The 26049-nt window shown below is 62.9% G+C and carries 23 protein-coding genes and 1 riboswitch; of the genes, 12 read left to right on the top strand and 11 right to left on the bottom strand.

Annotation, left to right across the window (positions count from 1 at the left end):
• From CF161_RS04170 to ahcY, 4 genes are all read right to left on the bottom strand, one after another.
• A partial coding sequence (locus tag CF161_RS04170) for a DEAD/DEAH box helicase (protein WP_020295312.1) occupies positions 1-1541 on the bottom strand: 1541 nt, incomplete at its 3' end.
• 227 nt (positions 1542-1768) lie between these two features.
• On the bottom strand, positions 1769-2584 hold the full coding sequence (locus tag CF161_RS04175) for an ABC transporter substrate-binding protein (protein ID WP_020295313.1): 816 nt from the start codon (positions 2582-2584) through the stop codon (positions 1769-1771).
• Between the two features lie 125 nt (positions 2585-2709).
• Positions 2710-3555, bottom strand: coding sequence for a methylenetetrahydrofolate reductase [NAD(P)H] (gene metF / locus CF161_RS04180; RefSeq protein WP_020295314.1), 846 nt, complete (start codon positions 3553-3555; stop codon positions 2710-2712).
• 187 nt (positions 3556-3742) lie between these two features.
• Positions 3743-5152, bottom strand: coding sequence for an adenosylhomocysteinase (gene ahcY, locus CF161_RS04185; RefSeq protein ID WP_020295315.1), 1410 nt, complete (start codon positions 5150-5152; stop codon positions 3743-3745).
• Positions 5153-5174: 22 nt separating this feature from the next.
• Positions 5175-5275, bottom strand: a riboswitch (S-adenosyl-L-homocysteine riboswitch).
• A 190-nt stretch (positions 5276-5465) separates the two neighbouring features.
• Here ahcY and CF161_RS04190 point away from each other — a divergent pair.
• On the top strand, positions 5466-5870 hold the full coding sequence (locus CF161_RS04190) for an acyl-CoA thioesterase (RefSeq protein ID WP_020295316.1): 405 nt from the start codon (positions 5466-5468) through the stop codon (positions 5868-5870).
• A gap of 87 nt (positions 5871-5957) precedes the next feature.
• Positions 5958-6845 (top strand): formate/nitrite transporter family protein, encoded by an 888-nt coding sequence (locus CF161_RS04195; protein ID WP_020295317.1) that lies wholly within the window; start codon positions 5958-5960, stop codon positions 6843-6845.
• Here CF161_RS04195 and CF161_RS04200 read toward each other — a convergent pair whose 3' ends face one another.
• A complete protein-coding gene (locus CF161_RS04200; RefSeq protein WP_020295318.1) occupies positions 6846-8111 on the bottom strand; it encodes a sodium:proton antiporter in 1266 nt (421 codons plus the stop codon).
• Positions 8112-8408: 297 nt separating this feature from the next.
• On the opposite strand from CF161_RS04200, the gene CF161_RS04205 reads away from it, so the two are divergent.
• Together CF161_RS04205 and CF161_RS04210 are read left to right on the top strand one after the other, a co-directional pair.
• On the top strand, positions 8409-9242 hold the full coding sequence (locus tag CF161_RS04205) for an EamA family transporter (RefSeq protein WP_020295319.1): 834 nt from the start codon (positions 8409-8411) through the stop codon (positions 9240-9242).
• 34 nt (positions 9243-9276) lie between these two features.
• Positions 9277-9663: an MAPEG family protein gene (locus tag CF161_RS04210; RefSeq protein WP_020295320.1), complete on the top strand. Its 387-nt coding sequence runs from the start codon at positions 9277-9279 to the stop codon at positions 9661-9663.
• 82 nt (positions 9664-9745) lie between these two features.
• Here CF161_RS04210 and CF161_RS04215 read toward each other — a convergent pair whose 3' ends face one another.
• Positions 9746-10918, bottom strand: a complete 1173-nt coding sequence (locus tag CF161_RS04215) for a murein transglycosylase A (protein WP_020295321.1) — start codon at positions 10916-10918, stop codon at positions 9746-9748.
• A gap of 128 nt (positions 10919-11046) precedes the next feature.
• On the opposite strand from CF161_RS04215, the gene CF161_RS04220 reads away from it, so the two are divergent.
• Positions 11047-11496, top strand: coding sequence for a cytochrome c (locus CF161_RS04220; protein ID WP_043228634.1), 450 nt, complete (start codon positions 11047-11049; stop codon positions 11494-11496).
• Between the two features lie 160 nt (positions 11497-11656).
• Here CF161_RS04220 and CF161_RS04225 read toward each other — a convergent pair whose 3' ends face one another.
• From CF161_RS04225 to CF161_RS04240, 4 genes are all read right to left on the bottom strand, one after another.
• On the bottom strand, positions 11657-12052 hold the full coding sequence (locus CF161_RS04225) for a DUF1090 domain-containing protein (protein ID WP_020295323.1): 396 nt from the start codon (positions 12050-12052) through the stop codon (positions 11657-11659).
• A 95-nt stretch (positions 12053-12147) separates the two neighbouring features.
• Complete coding sequence (ligB, locus tag CF161_RS04230) at positions 12148-13827, bottom strand: NAD-dependent DNA ligase LigB (RefSeq protein ID WP_020295324.1); 1680 nt, start codon at positions 13825-13827, stop codon at positions 12148-12150.
• Between the two features lie 202 nt (positions 13828-14029).
• On the bottom strand, positions 14030-15220 hold the full coding sequence (metK, locus tag CF161_RS04235) for a methionine adenosyltransferase (protein WP_020295325.1): 1191 nt from the start codon (positions 15218-15220) through the stop codon (positions 14030-14032).
• An 18-nt stretch (positions 15221-15238) separates the two neighbouring features.
• Positions 15239-16234 (bottom strand): metalloregulator ArsR/SmtB family transcription factor, encoded by a 996-nt coding sequence (locus CF161_RS04240; protein WP_020295326.1) that lies wholly within the window; start codon positions 16232-16234, stop codon positions 15239-15241.
• Between the two features lie 257 nt (positions 16235-16491).
• Here CF161_RS04240 and tkt point away from each other — a divergent pair, with 257 nt between their 5' ends.
• The 6 genes from tkt to fba all read left to right on the top strand — a co-directional run bounded on the left by tkt (position 16492) and on the right by fba (position 22875).
• Positions 16492-18489, top strand: coding sequence for a transketolase (tkt, locus tag CF161_RS04245; RefSeq protein WP_020295327.1), 1998 nt, complete (start codon positions 16492-16494; stop codon positions 18487-18489).
• A gap of 231 nt (positions 18490-18720) precedes the next feature.
• Complete coding sequence (epd, locus tag CF161_RS04250; RefSeq protein ID WP_020295328.1) at positions 18721-19800, top strand: erythrose-4-phosphate dehydrogenase; 1080 nt, start codon at positions 18721-18723, stop codon at positions 19798-19800.
• A 17-nt stretch (positions 19801-19817) separates the two neighbouring features.
• Positions 19818-20981: a phosphoglycerate kinase gene (locus CF161_RS04255; protein WP_020295329.1), complete on the top strand. Its 1164-nt coding sequence runs from the start codon at positions 19818-19820 to the stop codon at positions 20979-20981.
• A 31-nt stretch (positions 20982-21012) separates the two neighbouring features.
• Entirely contained in the window at positions 21013-21234 is a 222-nt protein-coding gene (locus CF161_RS04260; protein WP_020295330.1) for a hypothetical protein, read from the top strand.
• A 59-nt stretch (positions 21235-21293) separates the two neighbouring features.
• Positions 21294-21623, top strand: a complete 330-nt coding sequence (locus CF161_RS04265) for an MliC family protein (protein WP_020295331.1) — start codon at positions 21294-21296, stop codon at positions 21621-21623.
• Between the two features lie 187 nt (positions 21624-21810).
• On the top strand, positions 21811-22875 hold the full coding sequence (gene fba, locus CF161_RS04270) for a class II fructose-bisphosphate aldolase (RefSeq protein ID WP_020295332.1): 1065 nt from the start codon (positions 21811-21813) through the stop codon (positions 22873-22875).
• Positions 22876-22932: 57 nt separating this feature from the next.
• On the opposite strand, the gene CF161_RS04275 is transcribed toward fba, so the two are convergent.
• Positions 22933-23604: a polysaccharide lyase family 7 protein gene (locus CF161_RS04275; RefSeq protein ID WP_020295333.1), complete on the bottom strand. Its 672-nt coding sequence runs from the start codon at positions 23602-23604 to the stop codon at positions 22933-22935.
• A gap of 318 nt (positions 23605-23922) precedes the next feature.
• Here CF161_RS04275 and CF161_RS04280 point away from each other — a divergent pair, with 318 nt between their 5' ends.
• Entirely contained in the window at positions 23923-26046 is a 2124-nt protein-coding gene (locus tag CF161_RS04280; protein WP_020295334.1) for a bifunctional diguanylate cyclase/phosphodiesterase, read from the top strand.
• Positions 26047-26049: the final 3 nt, after the last annotated feature.

A 26049-nucleotide genomic window follows, 5' to 3' on the forward strand; every position in this document is an offset into this window, starting at 1 on the left:
CGCGGCGCTGCACCGGCGCCTGCACCTTGTGCCGGGGCGCCTGGACGGCGGCCGCGACCTTGAGCCGGCTTCTGCTGCGGGACGTAGTCGACGCGGTTACCGAAGTTATCGATATCGTCGTCCAGGAACTCGTCGGGCGCGCGGTCAGCAGCTGCACGTGGGGTTGGCTGGCGCTGTTCGCGGGCCGGGGTGCCTTCGCGAGGTTTCTGCTCGCGAGCCGGGCGGTCGCCACGAGCGGCAGGTTTGTCCTTGCCGCCCTTGTCCTTGCCCTTGTCTTTACGGCCACCGCCGCCGCCACCGCCGTTCGGGCCATCGCCACGCGGGCCACGGGCATTGCGCGGGTTGCGCACGTCCGGACGTTCACGCACTTCAGGCTTCTCGGCTTCAACGGCACTGGCGTCAAAACCCATCAGGTCGCCGTCGGCGATTTTCTGCTTGGTCATGCGCTCGATGCTTTTCAGCAGTTTTTCTTCGTCCGGGGCGACCAGGGAAATCGCTTCGCCCGAACGACCGGCACGGCCCGTACGGCCGATGCGGTGCACGTAGTCTTCGTCGACGTTCGGCAGCTCGAAGTTGACCACGTGTGGCAGCTGGTCGATATCCAGACCACGGGCGGCGATATCGGTGGCAACCAGGATCCGCACTTCGCCGGCCTTGAAGTCGGCCAGGGCTTTGGTGCGGGCGTTCTGGCTCTTGTTACCGTGGATGGCGACAGCGCTCAGGCCGTGTTTGTCCAGGTACTCGGCCAGGCGGTTGGCGCCGTGCTTGGTACGGGTGAAGACCAGGACCTGTTCCCAGGCGCCGGCGGTAATCAGGTGCGCCAGCAGGGCACGCTTGTGGCTGGCGGCGAGGCGGAATACCCGTTGCTCGATGCGCTCGACCGTGGTGTTCGGCGGCGTGACTTCGATGCGCTCGGGGTTGTGCAGCAGCTTGCCGGCGAGGTCCGTGATGTCCTTGGAGAAGGTCGCGGAGAACAGCAGGTTCTGGCGTTTGGCTGGCAGGCGCGCGAGGACTTTCTTCACGTCGTGCACAAAGCCCATGTCGAGCATGCGGTCGGCTTCGTCCAGCACGAGGATTTCCACGTGGGACAAGTCGACGCTGCCTTGACCGCACAGGTCGAGCAGGCGGCCCGGGCAGGCAACCAGCACATCAACCCCACGGGCCATGGCTTGCACCTGTGGGTTCATGCCGACGCCGCCGAAGATGCAGGCGCTGACGAACTTCAGGTCGCGGGCGTAGAGCTTGAAGCTCTCATGCACCTGGGCGGCCAGTTCGCGGGTTGGGGTCAGGACCAGGACGCGCGGTTGGCGCGGGCCGTGACGCTGGGATTTGTCCGGGTGACCGTTGGGAAACAACCGTTCCAGGATCGGAAGGGCGAAACCGCCGGTTTTACCAGTACCTGTCTGCGCCGCAACCATCAAGTCGCGACCTTGCAACACGGCGGGAATGGCCCGCTGTTGCACCGGAGTAGGCTGGGTATAGCCGGCGGCTTCGATCGCGCCGACTAAAGCCTCGGAGAGACCGAGGGAAGCAAAGGACATGAGTAATCCTGTTTTAGTTAGGGCTTGGCCCAGAGGGATAGTCTTGCCTGGCGCGAATGGCGTTTAAGAGGACGCAATCCCGTCCGGTCCAGCTTCAGTCCTGAAGACGTGCCCGAAAAAGCCCGCGCGGGCCGTATTGGCTGCGCTGTAGCGGTATCGAGATGCCTTGAACAGGAACGAGCGTCCGGGCGTGAGCCTGGCGGAAAGGCCGGAGTATAACAGAGCAATCACCGTGCGCTGCTTTCCTGCTGCTCAACGGTTTTATCGGAGGTGGAGTGCAGGGTCGCCTTCGAAGGCCCCGGGGCGCGAGTGCCGCCATAGCGGGCATTGAGCTCGGCGTAGGCCGGTTCCTGCTTGAAGCGTTTGAGTTCGGCGGCAAAGCGCTGCACCAGCAAGTCCATGCCGGCGTTGCGGCGCACGGCCAGGAACTGCCCCTGGCGCACCAGCACCATGGGGTTTTCGGTGATCTGGTCGCGCACTTTCAAGGTGTCGAGCAGGTACTGGCCGACCCGGCGATCGGTGATCACCAGGTCGATCCGTCCCAGCAGCAGCTTGCCGAAGTTGGCTTCCTGGGTGGGCGCGGGCTCGCGCTTGAACAGCGGCGAGTCGTTGAATTCGTCGGTGTACAGGTAGCCGGGGGAGGTGCCGATGGTCAGGCCGCTCAAGGTTTCCAGGCGGCTGAACGGGTGCGGGCGCTGGTTGGCGTAGAACATCACGAACTCCACTTCCGACAGCGGTTCGCTGGGGTAGAGCAGGCTTTTTTCCCGTTCTTCGCGATGAAAGATATCCAGCACCGCGTCGGCCTGACCCTGCTCCAGCATGGCCAGGCAGCGTTTCCACGGCAGGAACTGCCATTGCACTTCGATCCCCAGGCGCTGGAAGACAATGGCCGTGGCCTCGTAGTCCAGGCCCATGGCCTTGCCGTTTTCCTCGTAGGCGTAGGGCGGCCAGGGATCGGTGACAATGCGCAGCTTCTCGCCGTGGGCCGCAAGGCTCAGGCAAGTGCAGAGAAGGGCGGTCAGCAACCGGAAGATGACAAACATGGCGCGAGATTACGCCGTGACCCGATGAAATAGCTAGAGGCAGTGCTGACCGCTCTAGCTCAAGGACCCAGCATGAAAAAGGGCCCTGGTTTCGCCAGGGCCCTTGGGTGTTCAACCTGGGTCGATCAGCGTGGCAGCTTCAGGTTGTTCCACACCGCCAGGCTCGGCTCAGCCTGGTTCAGGGTGTAGAAGTGCAAGCCTGGCGCGTCGCCTTGCAGCAGGCGTTCGCACATCTCGCTGATCACCTGCTCGCCGAAACCCTGAATGCTCTGGGTGTCGTCGCCGTAGGCTTCCAGCTGCTTGCGGATCCAGCGTGGGATCTCGGCGCCGCAGGCGTCGGAGAAGCGCGCCAGCTTGCTGTAGTTGGTGATCGGCATGATGCCCGGCACGATCGGAATGTTCACACCCAGCTTGCGCACGCGTTCAACGAAGTAGAAGTAGCTGTCGGCGTTGAAGAAGTACTGGGTGATCGCACTGTCGGCGCCGGCGTTGGCCTTGCGCACGAAGTTATTGAGATCGTCTTCGAAATTGCGCGCTTGCGGGTGCATTTCCGGGTAGGCAGCGACTTCGATATGGAAGTGGTCGCCGGTTTCCTGGCGAATGAACTCCACCAGGTCGTTGGCGTGGCGCAGCTCACCGCTGGCCATGCCCATGCCCGAAGGCAGGTCGCCGCGCAGGGCGACGATGCGCTTGATCCCGGCAGCCTGGTACTGGTTGAGCAGGCCGCGCAGGTCGTCCTTGCTGTCGCCGACGCAGGACAGGTGCGGCGCGGCAGGGACTTTTACTTCGCTCTCAAGCTGCAGCACGGTGTTGATCGTGCGATCGCGAGTCGAGCCACCGGCACCGTAGGTGCAGGAGAAGAAATCGGGGTTGTACGTGGCCAGCTGACGGGCAGTGGCGAGCAGTTTTTCATGCCCAGCATCGGTCTTGGTCGGGAAGAACTCGAAGCTGTAGCGACGGTCTTGGGACATGGAGGGGGCCTCCAGCCGCAAGCTTCAAGCTGCAAGCTGCAAGGAGGCGGTGTGCCTATTCTTGTAGCGTGCAGCTTGAAGCTCACAACTGCTTAAAGAGAGCAATGAAGGAGCAAGCCCCTCACCACAAGCCGCAAGTCAGCCAACCGCTCTAACTTGCCGCTTGCAGCTCGAAGCTCGCCGCTGCTTAGTACCGGTAAGCGTGCGGCTTGAACGGACCTTCGACGGTCACGCCGATGTAGTCGGCCTGGGTCTTGGTCAGTTGAGTCACGACGCCGCCGAAGCCACGGACCATTTCCAGGGCCACTTCTTCGTCGAGTTTCTTCGGCAGTACTTCAACGGTCAGGCGCTCGGCTTTCTGGGCTGGCGACAGGTCGGCGTACTTCTGGCCGAACAGGAAGATCTGCGCCAGAACCTGGTTGGCGAACGAGCCGTCCATGATGCGGCTTGGGTGACCGGTAGCGTTACCCAGGTTCACCAGGCGGCCTTCGGCCAGCAGGATCAGGTAGTCGTCGTTCTGGGCGTCGAACGCGCCAGGGCCGGTACGGTGGATCTTGTGTACCTGAGGCTTCACTTCTTCCCATGCCCAGTTCTTGCGCATGAAAGCGGTGTCGATTTCGTTGTCGAAGTGGCCGATGTTGCAGACAACAGCGCGCTTCTTCAGGGCTTTGAGCATGTTCGAGTCGCAAACATTGACGTTGCCGGTGGTGGTCACGATCAGGTCGATCTTGCCCAGCAGGGCTGCGTCGATGCAGTCGGAGGTGCCGGTGTTGATACCGTCGATGAACGGCGAAACCAGTTCGAAACCGTCCATGCAGGCTTGCATGGCGCAGATCGGGTCAACTTCGGAAACCTTGACGATCATGCCTTCCTGACGCAGGGACTGGGCCGAGCCCTTGCCCACGTCACCGTAGCCGATGACCAGCGCTTGCTTGCCGGACAGCAGGTGGTCGGTGCCGCGCTTGATCGCATCGTTCAGGCTGTGACGGCAGCCGTACTTGTTGTCGTTCTTGCTCTTGGTCACCGAGTCGTTGACGTTGATGGCCGGGATTTTCAGCTCGCCCTTGGCCAGCATGTCCAGCAGGCGGTGCACGCCAGTGGTGGTTTCTTCGGTCACGCCGTGAACGCGGTCCAGCACCTGTGGGTACTTGTCGTGCAGCAGCTGAGTCAGGTCGCCGCCGTCGTCGAGGATCATGTTGGCGTCCCATGGCTGGCCATCCTTGAGGATGGTCTGCTCCAGGCACCACTCGTACTCTTCTTCAGTCTCGCCTTTCCAGGCGAAAACCGGGATGCCGGCAGCAGCGATGGACGCAGCGGCCTGATCTTGAGTCGAGAAAATGTTGCAGGACGACCAACGTACTTCGGCACCCAGGGCAACCAGGGTTTCGATCAGCACGGCTGTCTGAATGGTCATGTGGATGCAGCCAAGAATCTTCGCGCCCTTGAGCGGCTGCTCGGCGGAGTACTTGCGGCGCAGACCCATCAGGGCCGGCATTTCCGATTCGGCGATGATGGTTTCGCGACGGCCCCAGGCAGCCAGGGACATGTCGGCGACTTTGTAATCGTTAAAATCTGCAGGCGTGATAACAGCGCTCATGAAGAGCCTCCATTCGTAGTTATGCGAATGGGCGCCGTTGTGCGTTTGGTATCTGGCCGACTGTGGCCAGCAACGCCCCATCCGAGCCTGACAGGTAAACCTGCTGCAGCGCCCCTCGGACAGGTGGCGGGAAAACGGTATCAAATCCAGATGACCGTTTTGAAACGGTGGCGATTATAGCTGGGTTTGCGCGGCAAGTGGCAAGCCGCAAGTCAGCGCGGACCGGCTTTTAACTTGCAGCTTTGAGCTTGAAGCTGGAAGCTGGGGGCCATCCACAATCATCACTAACCTCCCCCCAACCCCGGAGCCCCCCATGAACTTCCACACCCGCAAATGGGTAAAGCCCGAAGACCTCAACCCCAACGGCACGCTATTCGGGGGCAGCCTGTTGCGCTGGATCGACGAAGAGGCGGCCATCTACGCCATCGTCCAACTGGGCAATCAGCGCGTGGTCACCAAGTACATCTCGGAAATCAACTTTGTCAGCGCCTCGCGCCAGGGCGACATCATCGAGCTGGGGATTACCGCCACCGAGTTCGGTCGCACCTCGATTACCCTGACCTGCGAAGTGCGCAACAAGATCACCCGCAAATCCATCCTCACGGTGGAGAAGATGGTCTTCGTCAACCTCGGCGAAGACGGCTTGCCGGCGCCCCACGGGCGCACCGAAATCAAGTACGTGAAGGACCAGTTCCAGGACGACGCCGCCGTCGAGTGAAACCTTTGCGACAAAACACCGGGTGCCACTGAACAGCCCTGAACCGCGCAGGTCGTAGCTAAATGACCCGCCTGGTTCAGGAGCCTTATGGACACCCAAAAAGACGGCAAGACCCCCGGCCTGTCGGCCGAAGAGCAGCACGACGTCGACCGCAACCAACCGCCTCGCGCGGCGGTCCTGCATGAAATCATCCGCACCCAGGGCGACCAGGAACTGGAGCGCAGCGTCGCCGCGCTGTGGTGGTCGGCCCTGGCTGCCGGCTTGACCATGGGCCTGTCGTTGATGGGCATGGGCCTGCTCAATTCGCGCCTGCCCGACACCGAGGGCTTCAAGGTGATCGCCAGCTTCGGCTACTGCGCGGGCTTTCTCGCGGTGATCCTGGCGCGCCAGCAACTGTTTACCGAAAACACCCTGACCGCCGTGCTGCCGGTGATGAGCAAGCCGACCCTGAACAACTTCGGGCGCCTGCTGCGGCTGTGGAGCGTGGTGCTGGTGGGTAACCTGTGCGGCACCCTGCTGGTGGCCTACGTGATGCTGCACCTGCCGATTTTCGACAGCAAGACCGATATGGCCTTCCTCGATATCGGGCGCAAGGTCATGGAAAACGACAGTGGCCAGATGTTCGCCAAGGGCATTATTTCCGGCTGGATGATTGCCACCATGGTCTGGATGATCCCGTCCATGGAGAGCGCCAAGATCTGGATCATTGTCCTGATCACTTACTTGATGGCCCTGGGTGACTTCACCCATATCGTGGTCGGTTCGGCCGAGGTCTCGTACCTGGTGTTTGCCGGAGAGTTGCCGTGGAAGGATTTCTGGCTGGTGTTCGCCGGGCCGACCCTGGCGGGCAATATCATCGGCGGCAGCTGCATCTTTGCCCTGATCAGCCATGCCCAGGTGCGCAGCGAGAGTGGCAAGCCCAATAAAACCGTGGACCGGGCACCGGCGCCCGATCCGCGAGAGATCAAAAAATGATCAGTGAGCGTCTGCCTTGCTGGCTGGCGCCGGTGCATCGTTGGTCACGTGGCGTACCAGTTTGCCGATGCTCAGGCCCTGCAACAGGATCGACGACAGCACCACGATGTAGGTGATGCTCAGCAACAGGTCGCGCTCCGGGCCCAGGGGCAGGGCCAGCGCCAGTGCCACCGAAACCCCGCCGCGCAGGCCACCCCAGGTCAGGACCCGGATGGTGCCGCGCGGCACCGTGCGCCAGCGGCGCAGCAGGAGGATGGCCGGGGCCACGGTGAGCAGGCGCGAGAGCAGGATCGCCAGCGCCAGCAGGCTCGCCGCCAGCAGGTGCAGCCAGGAGAACGGCAACAGCAGCAGCTCCATGCCGATCAGGGCGAACAGCAGGGCGTTGAGCATGTCATCGAGCAATTCCCAGAAACCGTCGAGGTAGCGCCGGGTCATGTCGTTCATCGCCAGGTTGCGCCCCAGGTTGCCGATGATCAGCCCCGCCACCACCATCGCGATCGGTGCCGATACGTGCAGTTCGGTGGCCATCGCCGAGCCACCGATGACCAGGGCCAGGGTCAGCATGACTTCGATCTGGTGCTGCTCGATGCTCTTGATCATCAGGTACACCAGGTAGCCGATCAGCCCGCCGAACACCACGCCGCCAATGGCCTCGTGGGCGAACAGCATGGCGGTCGCGCCAATCGTCGGGGTTTCACCCAGCTGGGCGATGCCCAGCAGCACGGTGAACACCACCACCGCAGTGCCGTCGTTGAACAGCGACTCGCCGACGATGGTGGTCTTCAACGGTTTGGACGCGTTGGCGGTACGCAGCACGCCGAGCACGGCAATCGGGTCGGTGGGTGAAATCAGCGCGCCGAACAGCAGGCAGTAGAGGAAGCTCACGTGCCAGCCGAACAGGCCGAAGATCCAGTAGGCCAGGCTGCCGATCACCACCGTGGCGACCAGAACGCCAACCGTGGCCAGCAGGCCGATGGGCCAGCGATAACTGCGCAGGTCGCCGAGGTTGACGTGCAGGGCGCCGGCGAACAGCAGGAACGACAGCATCCAGTTCATCAGCAGGTCGCCGAAGTCGATCTGGCCGATCAGTTGCTGCACGTGCTCTTCGAGCCCGGGGTAGCCAAGAACGCTCAGGCCTTGCAGCAGCAGGGAAAACAGCAGTGCGGTCACCATCACGCCGATGGTCGGCGGCAGGCCGATAAAGCGGAAATTAACGTAGGTGAGCAGGGTGGTCAGGCAAATAAATGCAGCGACAAGTTCAAGCATCCGGACTCCTTTGGATGAACAGCGAGGGTGACAGGGGGGCGGCAGCAAGCTTCGGACCTCAAGCTGCAAGTTTCAAGGTTGAGGTTCGCCGCTTGCCACTTGCAGCTGCCATAAGTCTGTAGTCTTGACGCTCTGATCAGGCATGCGCATGCCAGTTCCCGTCCCCGGAGGGTCGAGCGGCGGCAGGCATTATTGGAATAGGTCTCTGCGCAACTGAGTGCGGCGTGGTCGGCGCCAGTATAAACAGCCGAAAGGGCTAGGTGAAACGTTTCTCCTCTATCAAACAGGGAGTTTGAAGTGCTGGCGACAAGTCTGGTTCTGGTGGCAGCGCTGCTGCATGCGGCCTGGAACACCCTGATCAAATTCAGTGCCGAGCGGTTGCTGGTGGTGGCGTGCATGGACACTGTGGCGCTGCTGTTCGTGGCCTTGATGCTGGGTTTCGTCGAGCTGCCACCCGCCGCGATCTGGCCGTGGATCCTGGCCTCCGCCGCCTTTGAACTGCTGTATCGCTACCTGTTGATCCAGGCCTACCGGGTCGGCGACCTGGGGCTGGTTTACCCCCTGATGCGCGGGCTATCGCCCCTGGTGGTGCTGGCCCTGACCCTGATATTTGCCGCAGAAGTGCTCAGCACCCAGCAGATCCTCGGCATTCTGTTGATCCCCTTCGGCATGCTTTGCCTTTTGTGGCAGGGCGGTGGCGGCGAGCGTTTGCCGTGGTCGATGCTGCCGGTGGTGGCGCTGATTGGCCTGTGCATCGGCTGCTACACCTTTATCGACGGCCAGGCCCTGCGGCGCTGGTCGCACCCTCTGGATTACCTGGTCTGGGTCACGCTGCTCAGTGCCTGGCCCTTTCCCTTGCTGGCGCTGGTCCGCAGGCGCCCGGCATTCGCCTTGTTCTGGCGCGAACAGTGGCGGCTGGGGCTGTGCGTCGGATTTTGCGTATTGTTCAGCTACGCTTTGGTGCTTTGGGCCATGCAGCTTGGCTCGATTGCCGAAGCGGCGGCGTTGCGCGAGATCAGCGTGATCCTGGTGGTGTTGTTCGGCATGCGCTACTTGCAAGAACCTTTCGGGCGGCCACGGCTCTTAGCCTGTGGGCTGGTCCTGATCGGCATGCTGGTGATGAAGTTCTGACCCGTCCCCCCTAACTTTAAAAAAGGACCCTGCCATGACCGTTGCCTTCTGGTGTGTATTTATCGCCATCCTCCTGCCGTACCTGTGCACCGGTGTCGCCAAGTTCAGTGGCGGCAAGTTCGGGCCACGGCAGAACCACGATCCGCGTGCGTTCCTGGCGACCCTTGAAGGCTTCGCCAAGCGTGCCCACTCCGCCCAGCTCAACAGCTTCGAAGTGACCCCGGCCTTTGCGGCGGCGGTGATCATTGCCCATGTCGCCAACGTGGCGCAGCTGGTGACCATCGACGTGCTGGCGGTGCTGTTCATCACCAGTCGCCTGCTGTACATCATCTGCTACCTGGCGGACTGGGCCATGCTGCGCTCGGTGGTGTGGTTCGTGGGCATGGCGCTGATTGCCAGCTTCTTCTTCGTTTCGATCTGATCGCTGTTGCGCGACCCCGGGCTGCATTCCCCGAGGGTCGCCGCCTGCCAAGTTGCGGGCGGCGTGGAGGTGAGCGGCGAGGTTATTTGCTGTCGGCCACTTCCGGAACGGCCGGCAGCGCCGCGCCCTTGGGCCAGAGCATCCAGATCTGTCCTTGCTGCTTCATGTCGCCGGCCAGTTGCCCGGCCGCATCCCCCGTCCCCCAGAACAGATCCGCACGCACCTCGCCAGTGATGGCGCCGCCGGTGTCCTGGGCGGCCACCGGACGCACCAGGCTGCTGCCGTCCGGGCGGGTGGTGGACAGCCACAACAGGCTGCCCAGGGGGATCACTTTGCGATCCACCGCCACGCTGTAGCCTGAGGTCAGGGGCACATTCAGCGACCCGCGCGGGCCTTCGTTGCTGTCCGGGTTGCGGTTGAAGAACACATAACTGGGGTTGCTCCCCAGCAGCTCGGGAATGCGGGCCGGATGGGCCTTGGCCCATGCCGCGATGGCACCCATGGTGACTTCTTCCTTTTTCAGCTCGCCCTGATCCACCAGCCAGCGGCCAATCGGCCGATAAGGATGGCCGTTCTGGTCGGCATAGCCGATGCGCAGTTGGCGACCATCGGCCAGCTGGATCCGGCCCGAGCCCTGGATCTGCAGGAACTGCAGGTCCATCGGGTCGGTCAGCCAGGCGATCACCGGAGCCTTGACGCCCTTGGTCTCGATGCTGGCGGCGTCGTCGTAGGGCTTGAGCACCCGGCCTTCAAGCCGGCCGCGTAGGCGCTTGCCCTTGAGTTCGGGGTAGAGGCTGTCCAGGGCAACGATGATCATGTCGTCCGGCACGCCGTACACCGGCACATTGGCGGTCTTGGTCGCGGTCAGGCTGCCGGGGTAGACCGGTTCGTAGTAACCGGTGATCAGGCCAGTGCTGCTGCCATTGGCCGAGCGCAGGCCGTAGACCTGGAGGTGTTGTTCAAGAAAGCCGCGAATGGCGGCGGGTGTCTGCGGCACAGTGGCGGCCGCGGCGCAGGTCGGTCCCCAGATCGTGTCGGCCTTGAGCCGGGTGCAGGCACTGCGCCAGGAGCCGAAGCCGGCCAGCAGGTCATTGTCGGCGACCTGCGGCAGGGCCTCCCAGGGTGCGCTGACGTAGGTGGCGAGGGCGTGGGTCTTGGGCGTTTCGGTGTCGTTGCCGTTGCACCCGGCCAGCAGGGCCAGGGTCGGCAGGGCCCAGGCCAGGTGACGGCGCCAGGCGCTGAAACTGAGATTCATGCGGTACTTCCTTTGACGATTGCGCGAGCCGTGCAGGCGCTCGGGCAACCCTTATTGTTAATAGGGCTATTGGTCTTTGCCGGGCAGGCGAGGATACTGGCCGCCGTTTTCCCGAACCTTGAGCCACCATGATTCTTAAAAGACTTGCTGTTGTATTGCTGGCCTGCCTGACGCTTTCTGCCTGCGGTGGAGTCGATCCGAACTCGCCCCTGGGGCAGCGCAAGGCGATCTTCAAACAGATGCTCAAGACCGGTGAAGACCTGGGCGGCATGCTTCGCGGGCGGATCGCCTTCGACGGTGCGCGTTTCGCCGAGGGCGCGGTCAAGCTCGACAGCCTGTCCCACGAACCGTGGAAGCACTTTCCCCAGGTCAAGGAAGAGCAACATACCAGCGCCACCGACGATGTCTGGCGCAAGCAGGCGCGCTTCCAGGAGCTGGCGCGCAACCTTGAGGCGGCCACCGGTGAATTGGTGATCGCAAGCCAGGTCCAGCCGTACAAGGCCGCCAATCTCGGCCCGGCGGTGCAGAAAGTCGAAGATGCGTGCAGTGCTTGCCATAAAGAGTTTCGTGATCACTGATCCCGCTTTAAACAAGGCGACCTGGGCAGGGGCGCCTGTCGCGTCGGCAGCGGCCAGCCCCGGAGCTTGAGGCGGTGCCTGCTGCCCAGGCAAGCGGGAGCAAGCTCCCTCGCCACAGACGGTCCTGAGTCAAGGTTTGGCGTGAAAGCCCGTCAGCGGCTTATTTATCCAGTTCGTCCAGGGCTTGCTGCAGTTCCTTGCGGGATTCGGCGAGCTTGTCCTTGCGCTTGTTGATCTTCTCCGAATCGCCTTTTTTCATGGCTTTATCCAGGTCGGCCTGACGGCGGCTGACTTCGTGCTTGGCATCCAGCACCTTGTTTTCCCGCTCCTTCTTCAGCGAGGCGTCGGTGCAGTTCGCAGTGACTTCGCTCAGGGCTTTTTCCAGGCCAGCCTGTTGTTCGCTGTTGCCGTGGGCCTTGGCCTGCTCAATCTGGGTGCTGATGGCCTGGCGCTTGGCGGCGCAGCCGGTGAGTTCCGGGGCCTGCTCTGTGGCCAGCACCGGGGCGGCCACCAGGCTGCAAAGGGTCAAAAGCGCGAGCGGTGAAAACAGTTTCATAAAGGCTCCGTAAGGTCGCTATCAGGTGGGCAGACGGTTGGGCTCTTGGAGCGTAGTCGTGCCCTTGGGGTTCAACACCACGGATCGATCAGTTTTCAAAACCCTTCGACCCCGGCGGTTCTCAATTCTTCAGTGACAGCCCGCATCTGCGGGCTCTGCAAAAACGCGCTCAACTGTGCGGCGCGTTTGGGGCCGATGTTGCCCTCGGCCTGCCATTGTTCGGTACTTTTGCTCGCCAGGACCTGCCACGGGCCTTGCAGGCTGGCCGTGCCGCTGGGCGGCAGGCCCAGGGCCTTCAGCCAGCGTGCGAAAGGTCGCTGACGGGCGCCTTGCAGGCTGTCGAGCAGGCGTGCGCTGCTGCGTTCGCCAAAGCCGGCAATGTTAGCAAGCTCTGCGTGGTCGAGGGTCAACCAATCGACCAAGCCTTTGATCCGACCTGTTTCAATCAGTTTCTCCCAGGTGCCGCTGCCGACATGGGGCAGGTCCAGCCCCTGCTTGCCGCTGAGCCAGGTCAGGCGTGCCAGGAACTGGCTTTCGCATCCCGGCAGCGGCTGCCAGCAGCTCAGGTAATCAAAGGCTTCGGGGTCGGGCACGCTGATCGGCGCCCGTTGCGCCGCACGCAGCACCACGCTGTCCAGGCGTGGCACCGTCAGCCCGGCCAGGCTGATGGCCACCTGGTCGCCGGGGCGGATATCCAGCGCTTGCCAACGCTGCAGCGAGCCACTGCTGACCCGGCGGATCTGTCGGTCATCCAGGCGCACCGGCTCCAGTTCCAGCAGAGGGGTGATGCGCCCGGTGCGGCCGACCTTGAACTGCACCTTGCGGACCGTGGCCAGGGCTTGCCGGTAGGGGTACTTCCAGGCCACCAGCCAGTACGGCGCCTTGACCTGCCAGCGCTGCGCGGGCGGGCGCAGGCTTTGGCGCAACACAATGCCGTCGCTGGCAAAGGGCAGGGGCGCGCGATACCAGTGGTCGCGCCAGCGTCGGGCGTCGTCAAGGTCGGTGACGGGGTGGCTGTACTCGCGGCTTTCGGCGAACCCCAGGCTGCTCAACTGCGCCAGGCGCTCGGGCAGGGTGTTCGGGCCCTGTGGCCAGTCCCAGACAAACAGGCCGATCTGCCGTGCCTCTTCCACCCGCAGCTGTTTGCGTGCCATCAGCCCGGCGATCTGGCTGCGGGCATTGCGGCTGCCGGCTTCGGCCTGAACGTGGGCTTCCAGGCGCCAGTACAGCTCGCCTTGCAGCAGCAGGTCCACCGGTTGGGGCAGTCGTTTGGGAATGGCTTCGATCAGTTGCGCAGCGGCGCTCCAGTCCTGGCCACGCAGGCCGTCGCCACGGCTGATGGCCTGCTGCAACAGGCCGCGACGGTAGATCAGGGTCACCGCCACGCCGTCGACCTTCGGCTGCACCCAGACCTGGCGCCGGCCTTGCAGCCAGGCCTGCACGGCCTGGTCGTCGGCGAGTTTCTCAAGGCCGGTATGGGGGATCGGGTGGGCCACGTCGCCAGCAGCGCTGCGCAGCGGCTGGTCAGCGGTGGGCGCGACGCTGAAGCACTGGCGCCAGGTGTTCAGGCGTTGCCGCGCCTGGTCGTACAGCTCGTCGGCCACCGCGGACTGGCCCTGGCGGTGATAGCCCTCGTCCCAGGCTTGCAGTTGCCGTTGCAGGGCGCTGATTTCTTCCGTGGCGCGGGCGGCGGGCCAATCCGGGCAGGCGGCCATGGCCGGCAGTACGAGAAGGGCCAGGGTGAAACTGATCAACCATTGCAGTCTGGGCAACATGGGGAGCGTCCTTGCTCGGGTGTGATGTCGACCAAGGTTAGGCCGCTGCGGGAGGCACGGGGCGCTCGGCTGGTTGCCGGTTGTTTCGGGGGGCGGGAGGCCGCCGGTAAGCCCCGGGCCAGAGGCCGGCAGGGAAACCTTCGGCTACAAAAAAGCCCCGCAGGGCGAACCGTGCGGGGCTTTGGATGTTGCCAGGTGAAGCTTACAGACCGGCAGCGGCGCGCAGGGCCTCGGCGCGGTCGGTTTTTTCCCAAGTGAAGGTGGTGAAGGTGTCTTCGCCCACGGTCTTGGTTTGCGGGGTGCGACCGAAGTGGCCGTAAGCCGCGGTTTCCTGGTACATCGGGTGCAGCAGGTCGAGCATGGTGGTGATGGCGTATGGACGCAGGTCGAACACGTCACGTACCAGCTTGACGATCTTGTCATCGCTGATCTTGCCGGTGCCGAAGGTGTTCAACGAGATCGAAGTCGGTTGAGCGACGCCGATAGCGTAGGAAACCTGGATCTCGCAGCGCTCGGCCAGGCCGGCAGCGACGATGTTCTTGGCCACATAGCGACCGGCGTAGGCGGCCGAACGGTCAACCTTGGATGGATCCTTGCCGGAGAACGCGCCGCCGCCGTGACGGGCCATGCCGCCGTAGCTGTCGACGATGATCTTGCGACCGGTCAGGCCGCAGTCGCCCACCGGGCCACCGATGATGAACTGGCCAGTCGGGTTGATGTGGAACTGGGTGTCCTTGGTCAGCAGGTCGGCTGGCAGCACGTGCTTGACGATCAGCTCCATCACGCCTTCGCGCAGGTCTTTGTACGACACGTCAGGGTTGTGCTGGGTCGACAGGACGACGGCGTCGATCGCCACCACCTTGCCGCCTTCGTAACGGCAGGTCACTTGCGACTTGGCGTCGGGACGCAGCCAAGGCAGCAGGCCGGATTTGCGGGCCTCGGCCTGGCGCTGCACCAGTTGGTGCGAGAAGGTGATCGGGGCCGGCATCAGCACGTCGGTTTCGTTGCTGGCGTAGCCGAACATCAGGCCCTGGTCGCCGGCGCCCTGATCTTCAGGCTTGGCGCGGTCTACACCCTGGTTGATGTCGGGGGACTGCTTGCCGATGATGTTCATCACGCCGCAGGTCGCGCCGTCGAAGCCGACGTCGGAGCTGTTGTAGCCGATGTCCAGGATCACGTTACGGACGATTTCTTCCAGGTCGACCCAGGCCGATGTGGTGACTTCGCCGGCGATGATCGCCACGCCGGTTTTCACCAGAGTCTCGCAAGCCACGCGGGCGAACTTGTCTTCAGCAATGATGGCGTCCAGCACCGCGTCAGAAATCTGGTCGGCGATTTTGTCCGGATGCCCTTCAGACACGGACTCGGAGGTGAAAAGGGAGTATTCGCTCATCTCGACGGTTTCCTAAATTTACCGATGGTGAGTGTCGCCAGCCGGCCGCTGAAAATGGCGGACCTGAATCTGGAAACCATTACGTAAGCCTACATACAGGCTTTCCCCGGGAACCAGTCCCGCAGCGGTGGCCCAACGGGCCAGATCTTCCTGTTCAAAGCCCAGCCAGAGATCACCGCAGGCCTCCCTGGCCCAACTCTGGTTGTGGCTGCACAACTCTGTCACTAACAGGCTACCGCCTGGTTGCAGCAGGCCGGCCATGTGTTTCATGGCTTCGGCGGGCGCTGCGAAATGATGCAAAACCATGTTCAGCACGACGCAGTTGGCGCTCAGGCCTACGCCATTGAGTGCATCGGCCAACTGCAGGCTGACGTTAGCCAGCGCTTCGCGTTCACACAGCTGGCGCGCCAGATCCAGCATCGCCGGGCTGTTGTCCAGCGCGGTGACCTGATGGAAGCGGCGGGCCAGATCCGGCAGAAAGCCACCGTCGCCCGGGCCGACTTCGATGGCCGTGGCGGTGCTGCCGAAATTCAGCTGATCCAGCAACGAAAGCAAGCTCTCGCGGTACTGGGGCAGTCCTGCGATCAGGTCCTGCTGGGCGCGAAACTTCTCCGCGACCCGGGAAAAAAAGTCCTGACTGGCCGTTGCCCGTTGCCGATGCACCAGGCCGATCCGCGCCTGTACGTCAAAGGGCAGGGCCAACTGGTCGACTTCATCGAGCAGGGCCGCATGCAGCCTGCCGCCCAGTTGCTCGGTGTTGGGCAGGGCACGGCGATAGAAGATCGCATTGCCCTCGCGGCGGGTCGCCACCAGGTCGGCCTGGGCCAGGACCTTGAGGTGGTGGCTCATGCCGGACTGGCCGATGGCAAAGATCTGCGCCAGCTCCAGTACACCGAACGAGTCGTTGGTCAGCGCGCGCAATACATTCAATCGCAGCGGATCGCCGCCGGCCTTGCACAAGGCCGCCAGTTCATCGCAGTCGTCATGGCGAATGGAAGGCACACGTAAATTCATAGTGGCGCAGTCTAGTGACGCCCATAAAACCCCGCAAGACCAATATCAAAAAGTTTTGATATTGGTAGATAAATGGCACTTGAAGCAGCCTTTGCTCTCTAAAGACGAAATGCAGAAAGGTTTCATCAGGCGATAAGCGCTTTATCCACAGGAAAAACCTGCCAGAACGACTATCTGTCATTGCCCCCGCCTACGGGCTGAGGGAAAATGCGCGTCTTTTTTCCGTTTCGTTTTATTCAAACCCTAGGAGATCAGCGATGCCCAGCCGTCGTGAGCGTGCCAACGCCATTCGTGCCCTCAGCATGGATGCCGTGCAAAAAGCCAACAGCGGCCATCCCGGTGCCCCGATGGGTATGGCGGATATCGCCGAGGTACTTTGGCGTGACTACCTGAAGCACAACCCGAGTAATCCGGCTTTCGCCGACCGTGACCGCTTCGTGCTGTCCAACGGCCACGGCTCGATGTTGATCTACTCGCTGCTGCACCTGACCGGCTATGACCTGTCGATCGAAGACCTGAAAAACTTCCGCCAACTGCACAGCCGCACCCCGGGTCACCCGGAGTTCGGCTACACCCCGGGTGTTGAAACCACCACCGGTCCGTTGGGCCAGGGCCTGGCCAACGCCGTGGGTTTCGCCCTCGCGGAGAAAGTCCTGGCGGCGCAGTTCAACCGCCCGGGGCACAACGTTGTCGATCACCACACCTACGTGTTCCTGGGTGATGGCTGCATGATGGAAGGCATTTCCCACGAAGTGGGCTCCCTGGCCGGTACTTTGGGCCTGGGCAAACTGATTGCCTTCTACGATGACAACGGCATCTCCATCGACGGCGAAGTCGAAGGCTGGTTTACCGATGACACCCCGAAGCGTTTCGAAGCCTACAACTGGCAGGTGATCCGCAACGTCGACGGCCACGATCCTGAAGAACTGAAGATCGCCATCGAGACCGCGCGCAAAAGCGAGCAGCCGACCCTGATCTGCTGCAAGACCACCATCGGTTTCGGCTCGCCGAACAAGCAAGGCAAGGAAGACTGCCACGGCGCCCCACTGGGTGACGCGGAAATCGCCCTGACCCGCAAGGCGCTGAACTGGAACTACGCTCCGTTCGAAATCCCGGCCGATATCTACGCCGAGTGGGACGCCAAGGAAGCTGGCCGCGCGGTCGAAGCCGAGTGGGATCAGCGCTTCGCTGCCTACTCCGCCGCCTTCCCTGAGCTGGCCAACGAGCTGGTCCGGCGCCTGGCCGGTGACTTGCCTGCCGATTTCGCCGAAAAGGCCTCGGCCTACATCGCTGAAGTCGCGGCCAAGGGCGAAACCATCGCCAGCCGCAAAGCCAGCCAGAACGCCCTGAACGCCTACGGCCCACTGCTGCCTGAACTGCTGGGCGGCTCCGCTGACCTGGCCGGTTCCAACCTGACCCTGTGGAAAGGCTGCAAAGGCGTGTCGGCTGAAGACGCCAGCGGCAACTACATGTACTACGGCGTTCGCGAGTTCGGCATGAGCGCGATCATGAACGGCGTGGCCCTGCACGGCGGCCTGGTGCCTTACGGCGCGACCTTCCTGATGTTCATGGAATACGCCCGCAACGCGGTGCGCATGGCGTCCTTGATGAAGAAACGCGTGGTGTTCGTCTACACCCACGACTCCATCGGCCTGGGCGAAGATGGCCCGACTCACCAGCCGATCGAGCAACTGACCAGCCTGCGCAGCACCCCGAACCTCGACACCTGGCGTCCAGCCGATGCCGTGGAATCGGCCGTGTGCTGGAAGCTGGCCATCGAGCGCAAGGACGGCCCTTCGGCGCTGATCTTCTCCCGTCAGAACCTGCAGCACCAAACCCGCGATGCCGGCCAGATCGCCGATATCGCCCGTGGCGGTTACGTGTTGAAGGACTGCGCAGGCGAGCCTGAGCTGATCCTGATCTCCACCGGTTCGGAAGTGGGCCTGGCGGTTCAGGCGTTCGATAAGCTGACCGAGCAGGGGCGCAAGGTGCGCGTGGTTTCCATGCCGTGCACCAGCGTGTTCGATGCCCAGGATGCCGGCTACAAGCAGTCGGTCCTGCCGTTGCAGGTCAGTGCCCGTATCGCCATCGAGGCCGCGCACGCGGACTACTGGTACAAGTACGTGGGCCTGGAAGGCCGCGTGATTGGCATGACCACCTACGGCGAGTCGGCGCCTGCGCCAGCCTTGTTCGAAGAGTTCGGCTTCACCCTGGAGAACATCCTGGGTCAGGCTGAAGAACTGCTGGAAGACTAAAACGCACCGCTCCTCTATGTAGGAGTGAGCTTGTAGTGGCGAGGGAGCTTGCTCCCGCTGGAGCGCGAAGCGGCCCCAGACCAACCTGTCGAGAGGTATCAGATACACCTCGGCAACCGGTCTGGGAGCGCTGCGCGCTCCAGCGGGAGCAAGCTCCCTCGCCACACAAGCCAGCTCCTGCAAGGGTTGGCGCATAACCTGTGTGTCTACCTGTACCTGATTGAGAACCCCATGCCTCAACCGCGTCCCTACAAAGTTGCACTCAACGGCTACGGCCGGATTGGTCGTTGCGTCTTGCGTGCTCTGTTCGAGCGAGGGGCTGCGGCCGGGTTCGAAATTGTTGCAATCAACGACCTGGCCGACATGGCCAGCATCGAATACCTGACACGCTTCGACTCCACCCATGGCCGGTTCCCCGGCGAGGTGAAGGTCGATGGCGATTGTCTGCATATCAATGGCAACTGCGTGAAGGTCCTGCGCAGTGCTACCCCCGAAGGCATCGATTGGGCGTCCCTGGGCGTCGATCTGGTGCTGGAGTGCTCCGGCGCCTACCACACCCGGGCCGATGGCCAGCGCTTCCTCGATGCCGGTGCGCCGCGGGTGCTGTTTTCCCAGCCGATGGCCAGTGAGTCGGATGTCGACGCCACCATCGTCTACGGCGTCAACCAGGATTGCCTGACTGGCCGCGAGCTGCTGGTGTCCAACGCCTCCTGCACCACCAACTGCGGCGTGCCGCTGTTGCGCCTGCTGGATCAGGCGATCGGCCTGGAATACGTATCGATCACCACCATTCACTCGGCGATGAACGATCAGCCGGTGATCGACGCCTATCACCACGAAGACCTGCGCCGTACCCGTTCGGCGTTCCAGTCGGTGATCCCGGTGTCCACCGGTCTGGCCCGAGGCATCGAACGGCTGCTGCCGGAACTTGCCGGGCGAATTCAGGCCAAAGCAGTGCGCGTGCCGACGGTGAACGTGTCGTGCCTCGATATCACCCTGCAAACCGTGAGTGATACCGATGCCGGCGAGGTCAACCGGATCCTGCGCGAGGCCGCCACCAGCGGCCCGCTCAAGGGGTTGCTGGCCTACACCGAACTGCCGCACGCCAGCTGTGATTTCAACCATGACCCGCATTCGGCGATCGTCGACGCCAGTCAGACCCGTGTTTCCGGCCCCCGGTTGGTGAACATCCTGGCCTGGTTCGACAACGAATGGGGGTTTGCCAACCGAATGCTGGACGTTGCAGGACATTATCTGCAAACAGCTGCTCCACTTTCTGCCCCTCTACTCCCTGCTTCTCAACAGCAGTAACCCAGGAATTGCGACCCATGACCGTGTTGAAGATGACCGACCTCGATCTGCAAGGTAAGCGCGTACTGATCCGTGAAGACCTCAACGTCCCAGTCAAGGACGGTGTTGTCACCAGCGATGCGCGAATCCTGGCCTCGCTGCCGACCATCAAGCTGGCCCTGGAAAAAGGCGCGGCAGTGATGGTCTGCTCGCACCTGGGCCGTCCGACCGAAGGCGAGTTCTCCGCCGAGAACAGCCTCAAGCCCGTCGCCGACTACCTGAGCAAGGCCCTGGGCCGTGAGGTGCCGCTGGTGGCCGATTACCTGGACGGTGTCGAGGTCAAGGCCGGTGACATCGTGTTGTTCGAAAACGTGCGCTTCAACAAGGGCGAGAAAAAGAACGCCGACGAACTGGCCCAGCAATACGCGGCGCTGTGCGACGTGTTCGTGATGGACGCTTTCGGCACTGCTCACCGTGCCGAGGGCTCGACCCATGGCGTGGCCAAGTTCGCCAAGGTCGCGGCGGCCGGCCCATTGCTGGCTGCTGAGCTGGAGGCACTGGGCAAGGCCCTGGGCGCCCCGGCGCAACCGATGGCGGCCATCGTTGCCGGCTCCAAGGTGTCGACCAAGCTCGACGTGCTCAACAGCCTGAGCCAGATCTGCAATCAACTGATCGTCGGCGGCGGCATTGCCAACACCTTCCTCGCCGCTGCCGGTCACCCGGTCGGCAAGTCGCTGTACGAGCCGGACCTGCTGGACACCGCCCGTGAAATCGCGGCCAAGGTCAGCGTCCCGCTGCCGGTCGACGTGGTGGTGGCCAAGGAGTTCGCCGAAAGCGCCGAAGCCACGGTCAAGCTGATCGCCGATGTGGCGGCCGACGACATGATCCTCGACATCGGCCCGCAAACCGCCGCGCATTTCGCCGAGCTGCTGAAGTCGTCCAAGACCATCCTCTGGAACGGTCCGGTCGGCGTGTTCGAGTTCGACCAGTTCGGTAACGGCACCAAAGTCCTGGCCCAGGCCATCGCCGACAGCTCGGCATTCTCGATTGCCGGTGGTGGCGACACCCTGGCGGCCATCGACAAATATGGTGTGGCCGAGCAAATCTCCTACATTTCCACCGGCGGCGGCGCGTTCCTCGAGTTCGTCGAAGGCAAGGTGCTGCCCGCCGTGGAAGTCCTGGAAGCACGGGCCAAGGGCTGAAGCCCCATTGGCCAGGCAAAGGAGTGTTCACATGGTCAAGACGTTAATGCTGTTGATCGGTGTCGGATTGCTGGCGGGGTGCTCCAGCACCCCCGAGGCCAAACCTGCGGTCGAGCCAGGGGCGCCGGATAACGGCTGCTACCAGGCCGATTGGCAGGCCGAGACGGCGCCGGTGATTAACAAGCGTCTGGGCCCTGATGGCCTGGACAAATACGAAACCCCGTCCCGGACCAAGGAACATGGTTGTCCTTGATGGGTCTCATTGATTACGCGTTGTGCCGGCGGCCTGCTGCCGCCAGCCGAGGAACACCGATGAAAGGCTTTATCGCCGTGGCGGCGCTGGCATTGCTGGCAGGTTGCGCCAACCTGGATCTGTTCAAGTCGCCACCCGCCGACACCTGGACCACCTGGGTCTGCGACAGCCAGGCACAGGTGGTCTGGCGCTACACCGACAGCAGCCGCAAGGAAGTCGATGTGCGCCTGGGCGGGGCCGATCAGGTCTACCGCCTGAAGCTGGAGCCGGGCGCTTCGGGCGCGCTGTACAGCAACGAGATGCTGGCGTTTCACGAAAAAGGTGAGGAAGGCCTGGTTTACTGGGTCGCCACCAACGATCTGATCGGCCGCGGCTGCAAGGCTCAATAAAACCGGCCCCGGTGGCGACGTCCGAGCCAGCAGGCTCGCTCGCTACAGGGGTTGGCAGGACACGAAACAGCGTTTTACTTGAATCAGGCAGGGCGGGCTGACCCCCGATCTGCAATAACTTGAATAGCAGCCGCCGCTACGGCAGGCTTGCACGATTAACGACCCTCGATCGGGAGAGACACACACAATGGCACTCATCAGCATGCGCCAGATGCTGGACCACGCAGCCGAATTCGGCTACGGCGTTCCAGCTTTCAACGTCAACAACCTTGAGCAGATGCGCGCCATCATGGAAGCCGCTGACAAGACTGACTCCCCGGTGATCGTCCAGGCTTCGGCCGGTGCCCGCAAATACGCCGGTGCGCCTTTCCTGCGCCACCTGATCCTCGCCGCGATCGAAGAATTCCCGCACATCCCGGTGTGCATGCACCAGGACCACGGCACCAGCCCTGACGTCTGCCAGCGTTCCATCCAGCTGGGCTTCAGCTCGGTGATGATGGACGGCTCCCTGGGCGAAGACGGCAAGACCCCGACCGACTACGACTACAACGTGCGCGTGACCCAGCAAACCGTGGCCATGGCTCACGCCTGCGGCGTGTCGGTAGAAGGCGAGCTGGGCTGCCTGGGTTCCCTGGAAACCGGCATGGCCGGTGAAGAAGACGGTATCGGCGCCGAAGGCGTGCTGGATCACAGCCAGATGCTGACCGACCCGGAAGAAGCCGCCGACTTCGTCAAGCGCACCCAGGTCGATGCCCTGGCCATCGCCATCGGCACCAGCCACGGCGCCTACAAGTTCACCAAGCCACCTACCGGCGACGTGCTGGCCATCGACCGCATCAAAGAGATCCACAAGCGCATTCCCAACACTCACCTGGTGATGCACGGTTCGTCTTCGGTGCCGCAAGAGTGGCTGGCGATCATCAACCAGTACGGCGGCGACATCAAAGAAACCTACGGCGTGCCGGTTGAAGAAATCGTTGAAGGCATCAAGCACGGCGTACGCAAGGTCAACATCGACACCGACCTGCGCCTGGCGTCCACCGGTGCGATGCGTCGCCTGATGGCCACCAACCCGAGCGAGTTCGACCCGCGCAAATTCTTCGGCGCTACCGTGACCGCCATGCGCGACGTGTGCATCGCCCGTTACGAAGCCTTCGGCACCGCCGGCAATGCTTCGAAGATCAAGCCGGTTTCCCTGGAAGCCATGTTCCAGCGCTACCTCAAGGGTGAGCTGAACGCCAAGGTCAACTAAGCCCCGGCGTAGTACCGAAAAAGCCCGCAGCGATGCGGGCTTTTTTGTGGGTCGGTTTCAGCCTTTGTTGTGGTCGATGTCCAGCTTGTAGAAGGTCACCTTGCCGCCTTCGCTGGTGTAGCCGGTGTTGTCCTGCACATAGACCCCGGCCTTGAAGTACAGCGGCTTGTCGCGCCAGGTGGCGCTGATCTTGTTGTCCCACTGGTAACCGGCGGCGCTGATGCTCAGGGTGCCGCTGCGGCTGAGGTGGATCAGGTAGGAGAACTCGCGGTCCAGCTTGACGTTCTCGGCGATGGTGATGACCCGGCCTTCCTTGTCGTCCGGGCGCATGCGCACCTTGGCCACGATATTGCCGCTCAGCTTGCTGGTCTTGTACTGGTACTCGACCTTCACCAGCGGCTTGGTGCTGTTGTAGGCGTGGATCTGGCCGATGACGATCTTGCCCGAGGACGGCACCTGGTTCACCGCCAGGGTTGCGTACAGCAGGTTGTCGGCGTCGGGGTAGGTCCAGTTGCGCAGGGTGCCGTTGGAGTAGGTCTCGCGCAGTTCGGTGCGCGGGTAGATGGCGTTCTCGGTCTTGGAGCCGGTCACGGGGGACCAGAAGAACAAGGTGCCGGTGTTGGAGTGGAAGTACTGATCCTTGAAACCACTCACCAGTCGTGGTGTGTCGATGGTGGCCGGCGGGTTGCCGACGGGAACGCTGAGGTTCCAGGTTGCCAGGTCGATCATGCTCGGGGGTTTCCACGGTTGAGGCAGGCGCAGGCACGCAAGGCTTTAGCCTGCGGTTTTTCAGGGTGGTCTTTATAACGTAGAAGGCATCGCGGTTAACGCCCGTCTGGCGGATGCTTGACGTCAAGCCTTTGTCCTGCTGCGTTTTTTCCCTTGAGACGGGGCTTTCGCCGGTGACCGTTAGTCGGGTGCCCGCTGCTTTGGCACGGTGATGTCCTTTTGACAGCTTCTGCTTTGCCGGATCCGGGTCTAGAGTGAAGACTCAGTTTTTGTCCGGTTTTCTTCGGTTTCCGGCCTTACGCACACAAGAGAAGCAGCATGGAATGCGCGCAACCCAAGCCAGGTGATGGCAGCTCAGTCCTTTTGATCGTTGATGATTACCCCGAGAATCTGATCAGCATGCGGGCGCTGCTGCAGCGCCAGGACTGGCAGGTCATGACGGCTGCATCCGGTATCGAGGCCCTCAACCTGCTGCTTGAACACGAGGTCGACCTGGTGCTGCTGGATGTGCAGATGCCCGGCATGGACGGCTTCGAAGTGGCGCGACTGATGCGTGGCAGCCAGCGCACGCGCCTGACCCCGATCATCTTCCTGACCGCCAACGAACAATCCCAGGCCGCGGTGATCAAGGGCTACGCCAGCGGCGCCGTGGATTACCTGTTCAAGCCTTTCGATCCGCAAATCCTCAAGCCCAAGGTGCAGACCCTGCTGGAACAGCAGCGCAACCGCCGCGCCTTGCAGCGCCTGAGCCACGAACTGGAAGCCGCCCGGGCGTTCAACGCCTCGGTGCTGGCCAATGCCGCCGAAGGCATCCTGGTGGTGGGCGAGGGCGGGCTTATCGAGTTTGCCAACCCGGCGATTTCGCGTCTGCTCGAAGCCCAGGACAACAGCCTGGAAGGCAGTGCGCTGCTCAGTTTTGTGCAAAAACCGCAGATGCCGGTCTGGCGCGACTCCGAGTTCTACGCCAGCTATGCCCGGGGCGAAACCTATCGCCTGCATGACGCCACGCTCTGTACCCGCACCGGGCAGCACGTCTCGGTGGCCCTGTCCTGCGCGCCGCTGTCCACTGAGCAGAAGGCCATGGTGGTCACGGTGCTGGACATGTCCGAGGTGCGTCATCTGCACCAGCAACTGGAATACCAGGCCGTGACCGATCCCTTGACCGGCCTGCTCAACCGTCGGGGGTTTTACCAGACGGTGGAGAACCTGCTGCTGCGCCAGGAGCGCCCGGGAAAGTCCCTGGTGCTGCTGTACCTGGACCTGGACGGCTTCAAGCGGGTCAACGATTCGCTGGGGCACGATGCCGGTGACCGGGTCCTGCGCTGGGTCTCGGAGCAGTTTCGAGCCTGCCTGCGTTCGTTCGACATCCTGGCGCGCATGGGGGGGGATGAATTCACCGCCTTGCTGGACCTGGAACAGCCGGAACAGGCAGCAAAGATCGCGGAAAAACTCATCGAACGGGTGTCGATCTGTCAGCAGATCGATGGCCTGGATATCGTCCTCGGCGTCAGCATCGGCATTGCCACCTACCCCGATTGCGGCGCCGACCTCGATGGCCTGCTGCGTGCCTCCGACATCGCCATGTACGAGGCCAAGCGTGCCGGGCGCCAGCAGTATCGCTACTACGATCATGAAATGAACGGCCGGGCGCGCTCGCGGCTGATGCTTGAGGACAGCGTGCGCAACGCCATCAAGCACAAGGAATTCAACCTGGTGTATCAACCCCAGGTGGCGGTTGCCGACGGCCGCCTGCGTGGCTTCGAGGCGTTGCTGCGCTGGCAGCACCCGAGTGTCGGCGACGTCCCGCCGGGGCTGTTTCTGCCGTTGCTGGAAGAGGCGCGGCTGATCAGTCGCCTGGGCAGCTGGATCTACCACCGCGGCGGCGCCCAGCGCCGGCGCTGGCAGGGCCTGTTCAGCGAGGACATGGTGCTGGCCATCAGCTTGAGCAACACCCAGTTCGGCTTGCCCAACCTGGTCACCGAATTGCGCCAGGTCCTTGAGCGTCACGGCCTGCAGCCCCGGCAGCTGGAGGTCGAGGTCACCGAGGAGGCCCTGCTCCAAAACCCTGACGAGACGCGCAAACAGTTGCGCCTGCTGCGTCACCTTGGGGTGCGGGTGGCGCTGGATGACTTTGGCTCGGGCATCTGTTCCCTGGCCCATCTGTGCGACCTGGAGCTCGATACCCTCAAGCTCGACCGGCACCTGATCGCGCGCCTGCCGGATTCGCCGCGCGACGCGGCGATAGCCCGCAGCACCATCGATTTGTGCAAGCAGTTCGGGCTGCTGGTGATTGCCGAGGGCGTGGAAACCCTCGAGCAATATCAATGGCTGCAAGCCAACGGTTGCCAGTACGTGCAGGGCTTCCTGGTGGCGCGGCCGCTGATGGCCAGCGACGCCCAGCGCTTTGCCCAGCCCTTCGACTGGAGCGCGTTACCGGGCTGAATT

It is taken from the genome of Pseudomonas sp. CF161 (genome assembly GCF_000416215.1).
In the GTDB taxonomy this organism is placed as follows: Bacteria; Pseudomonadota; Gammaproteobacteria; order Pseudomonadales; family Pseudomonadaceae; genus Aquipseudomonas.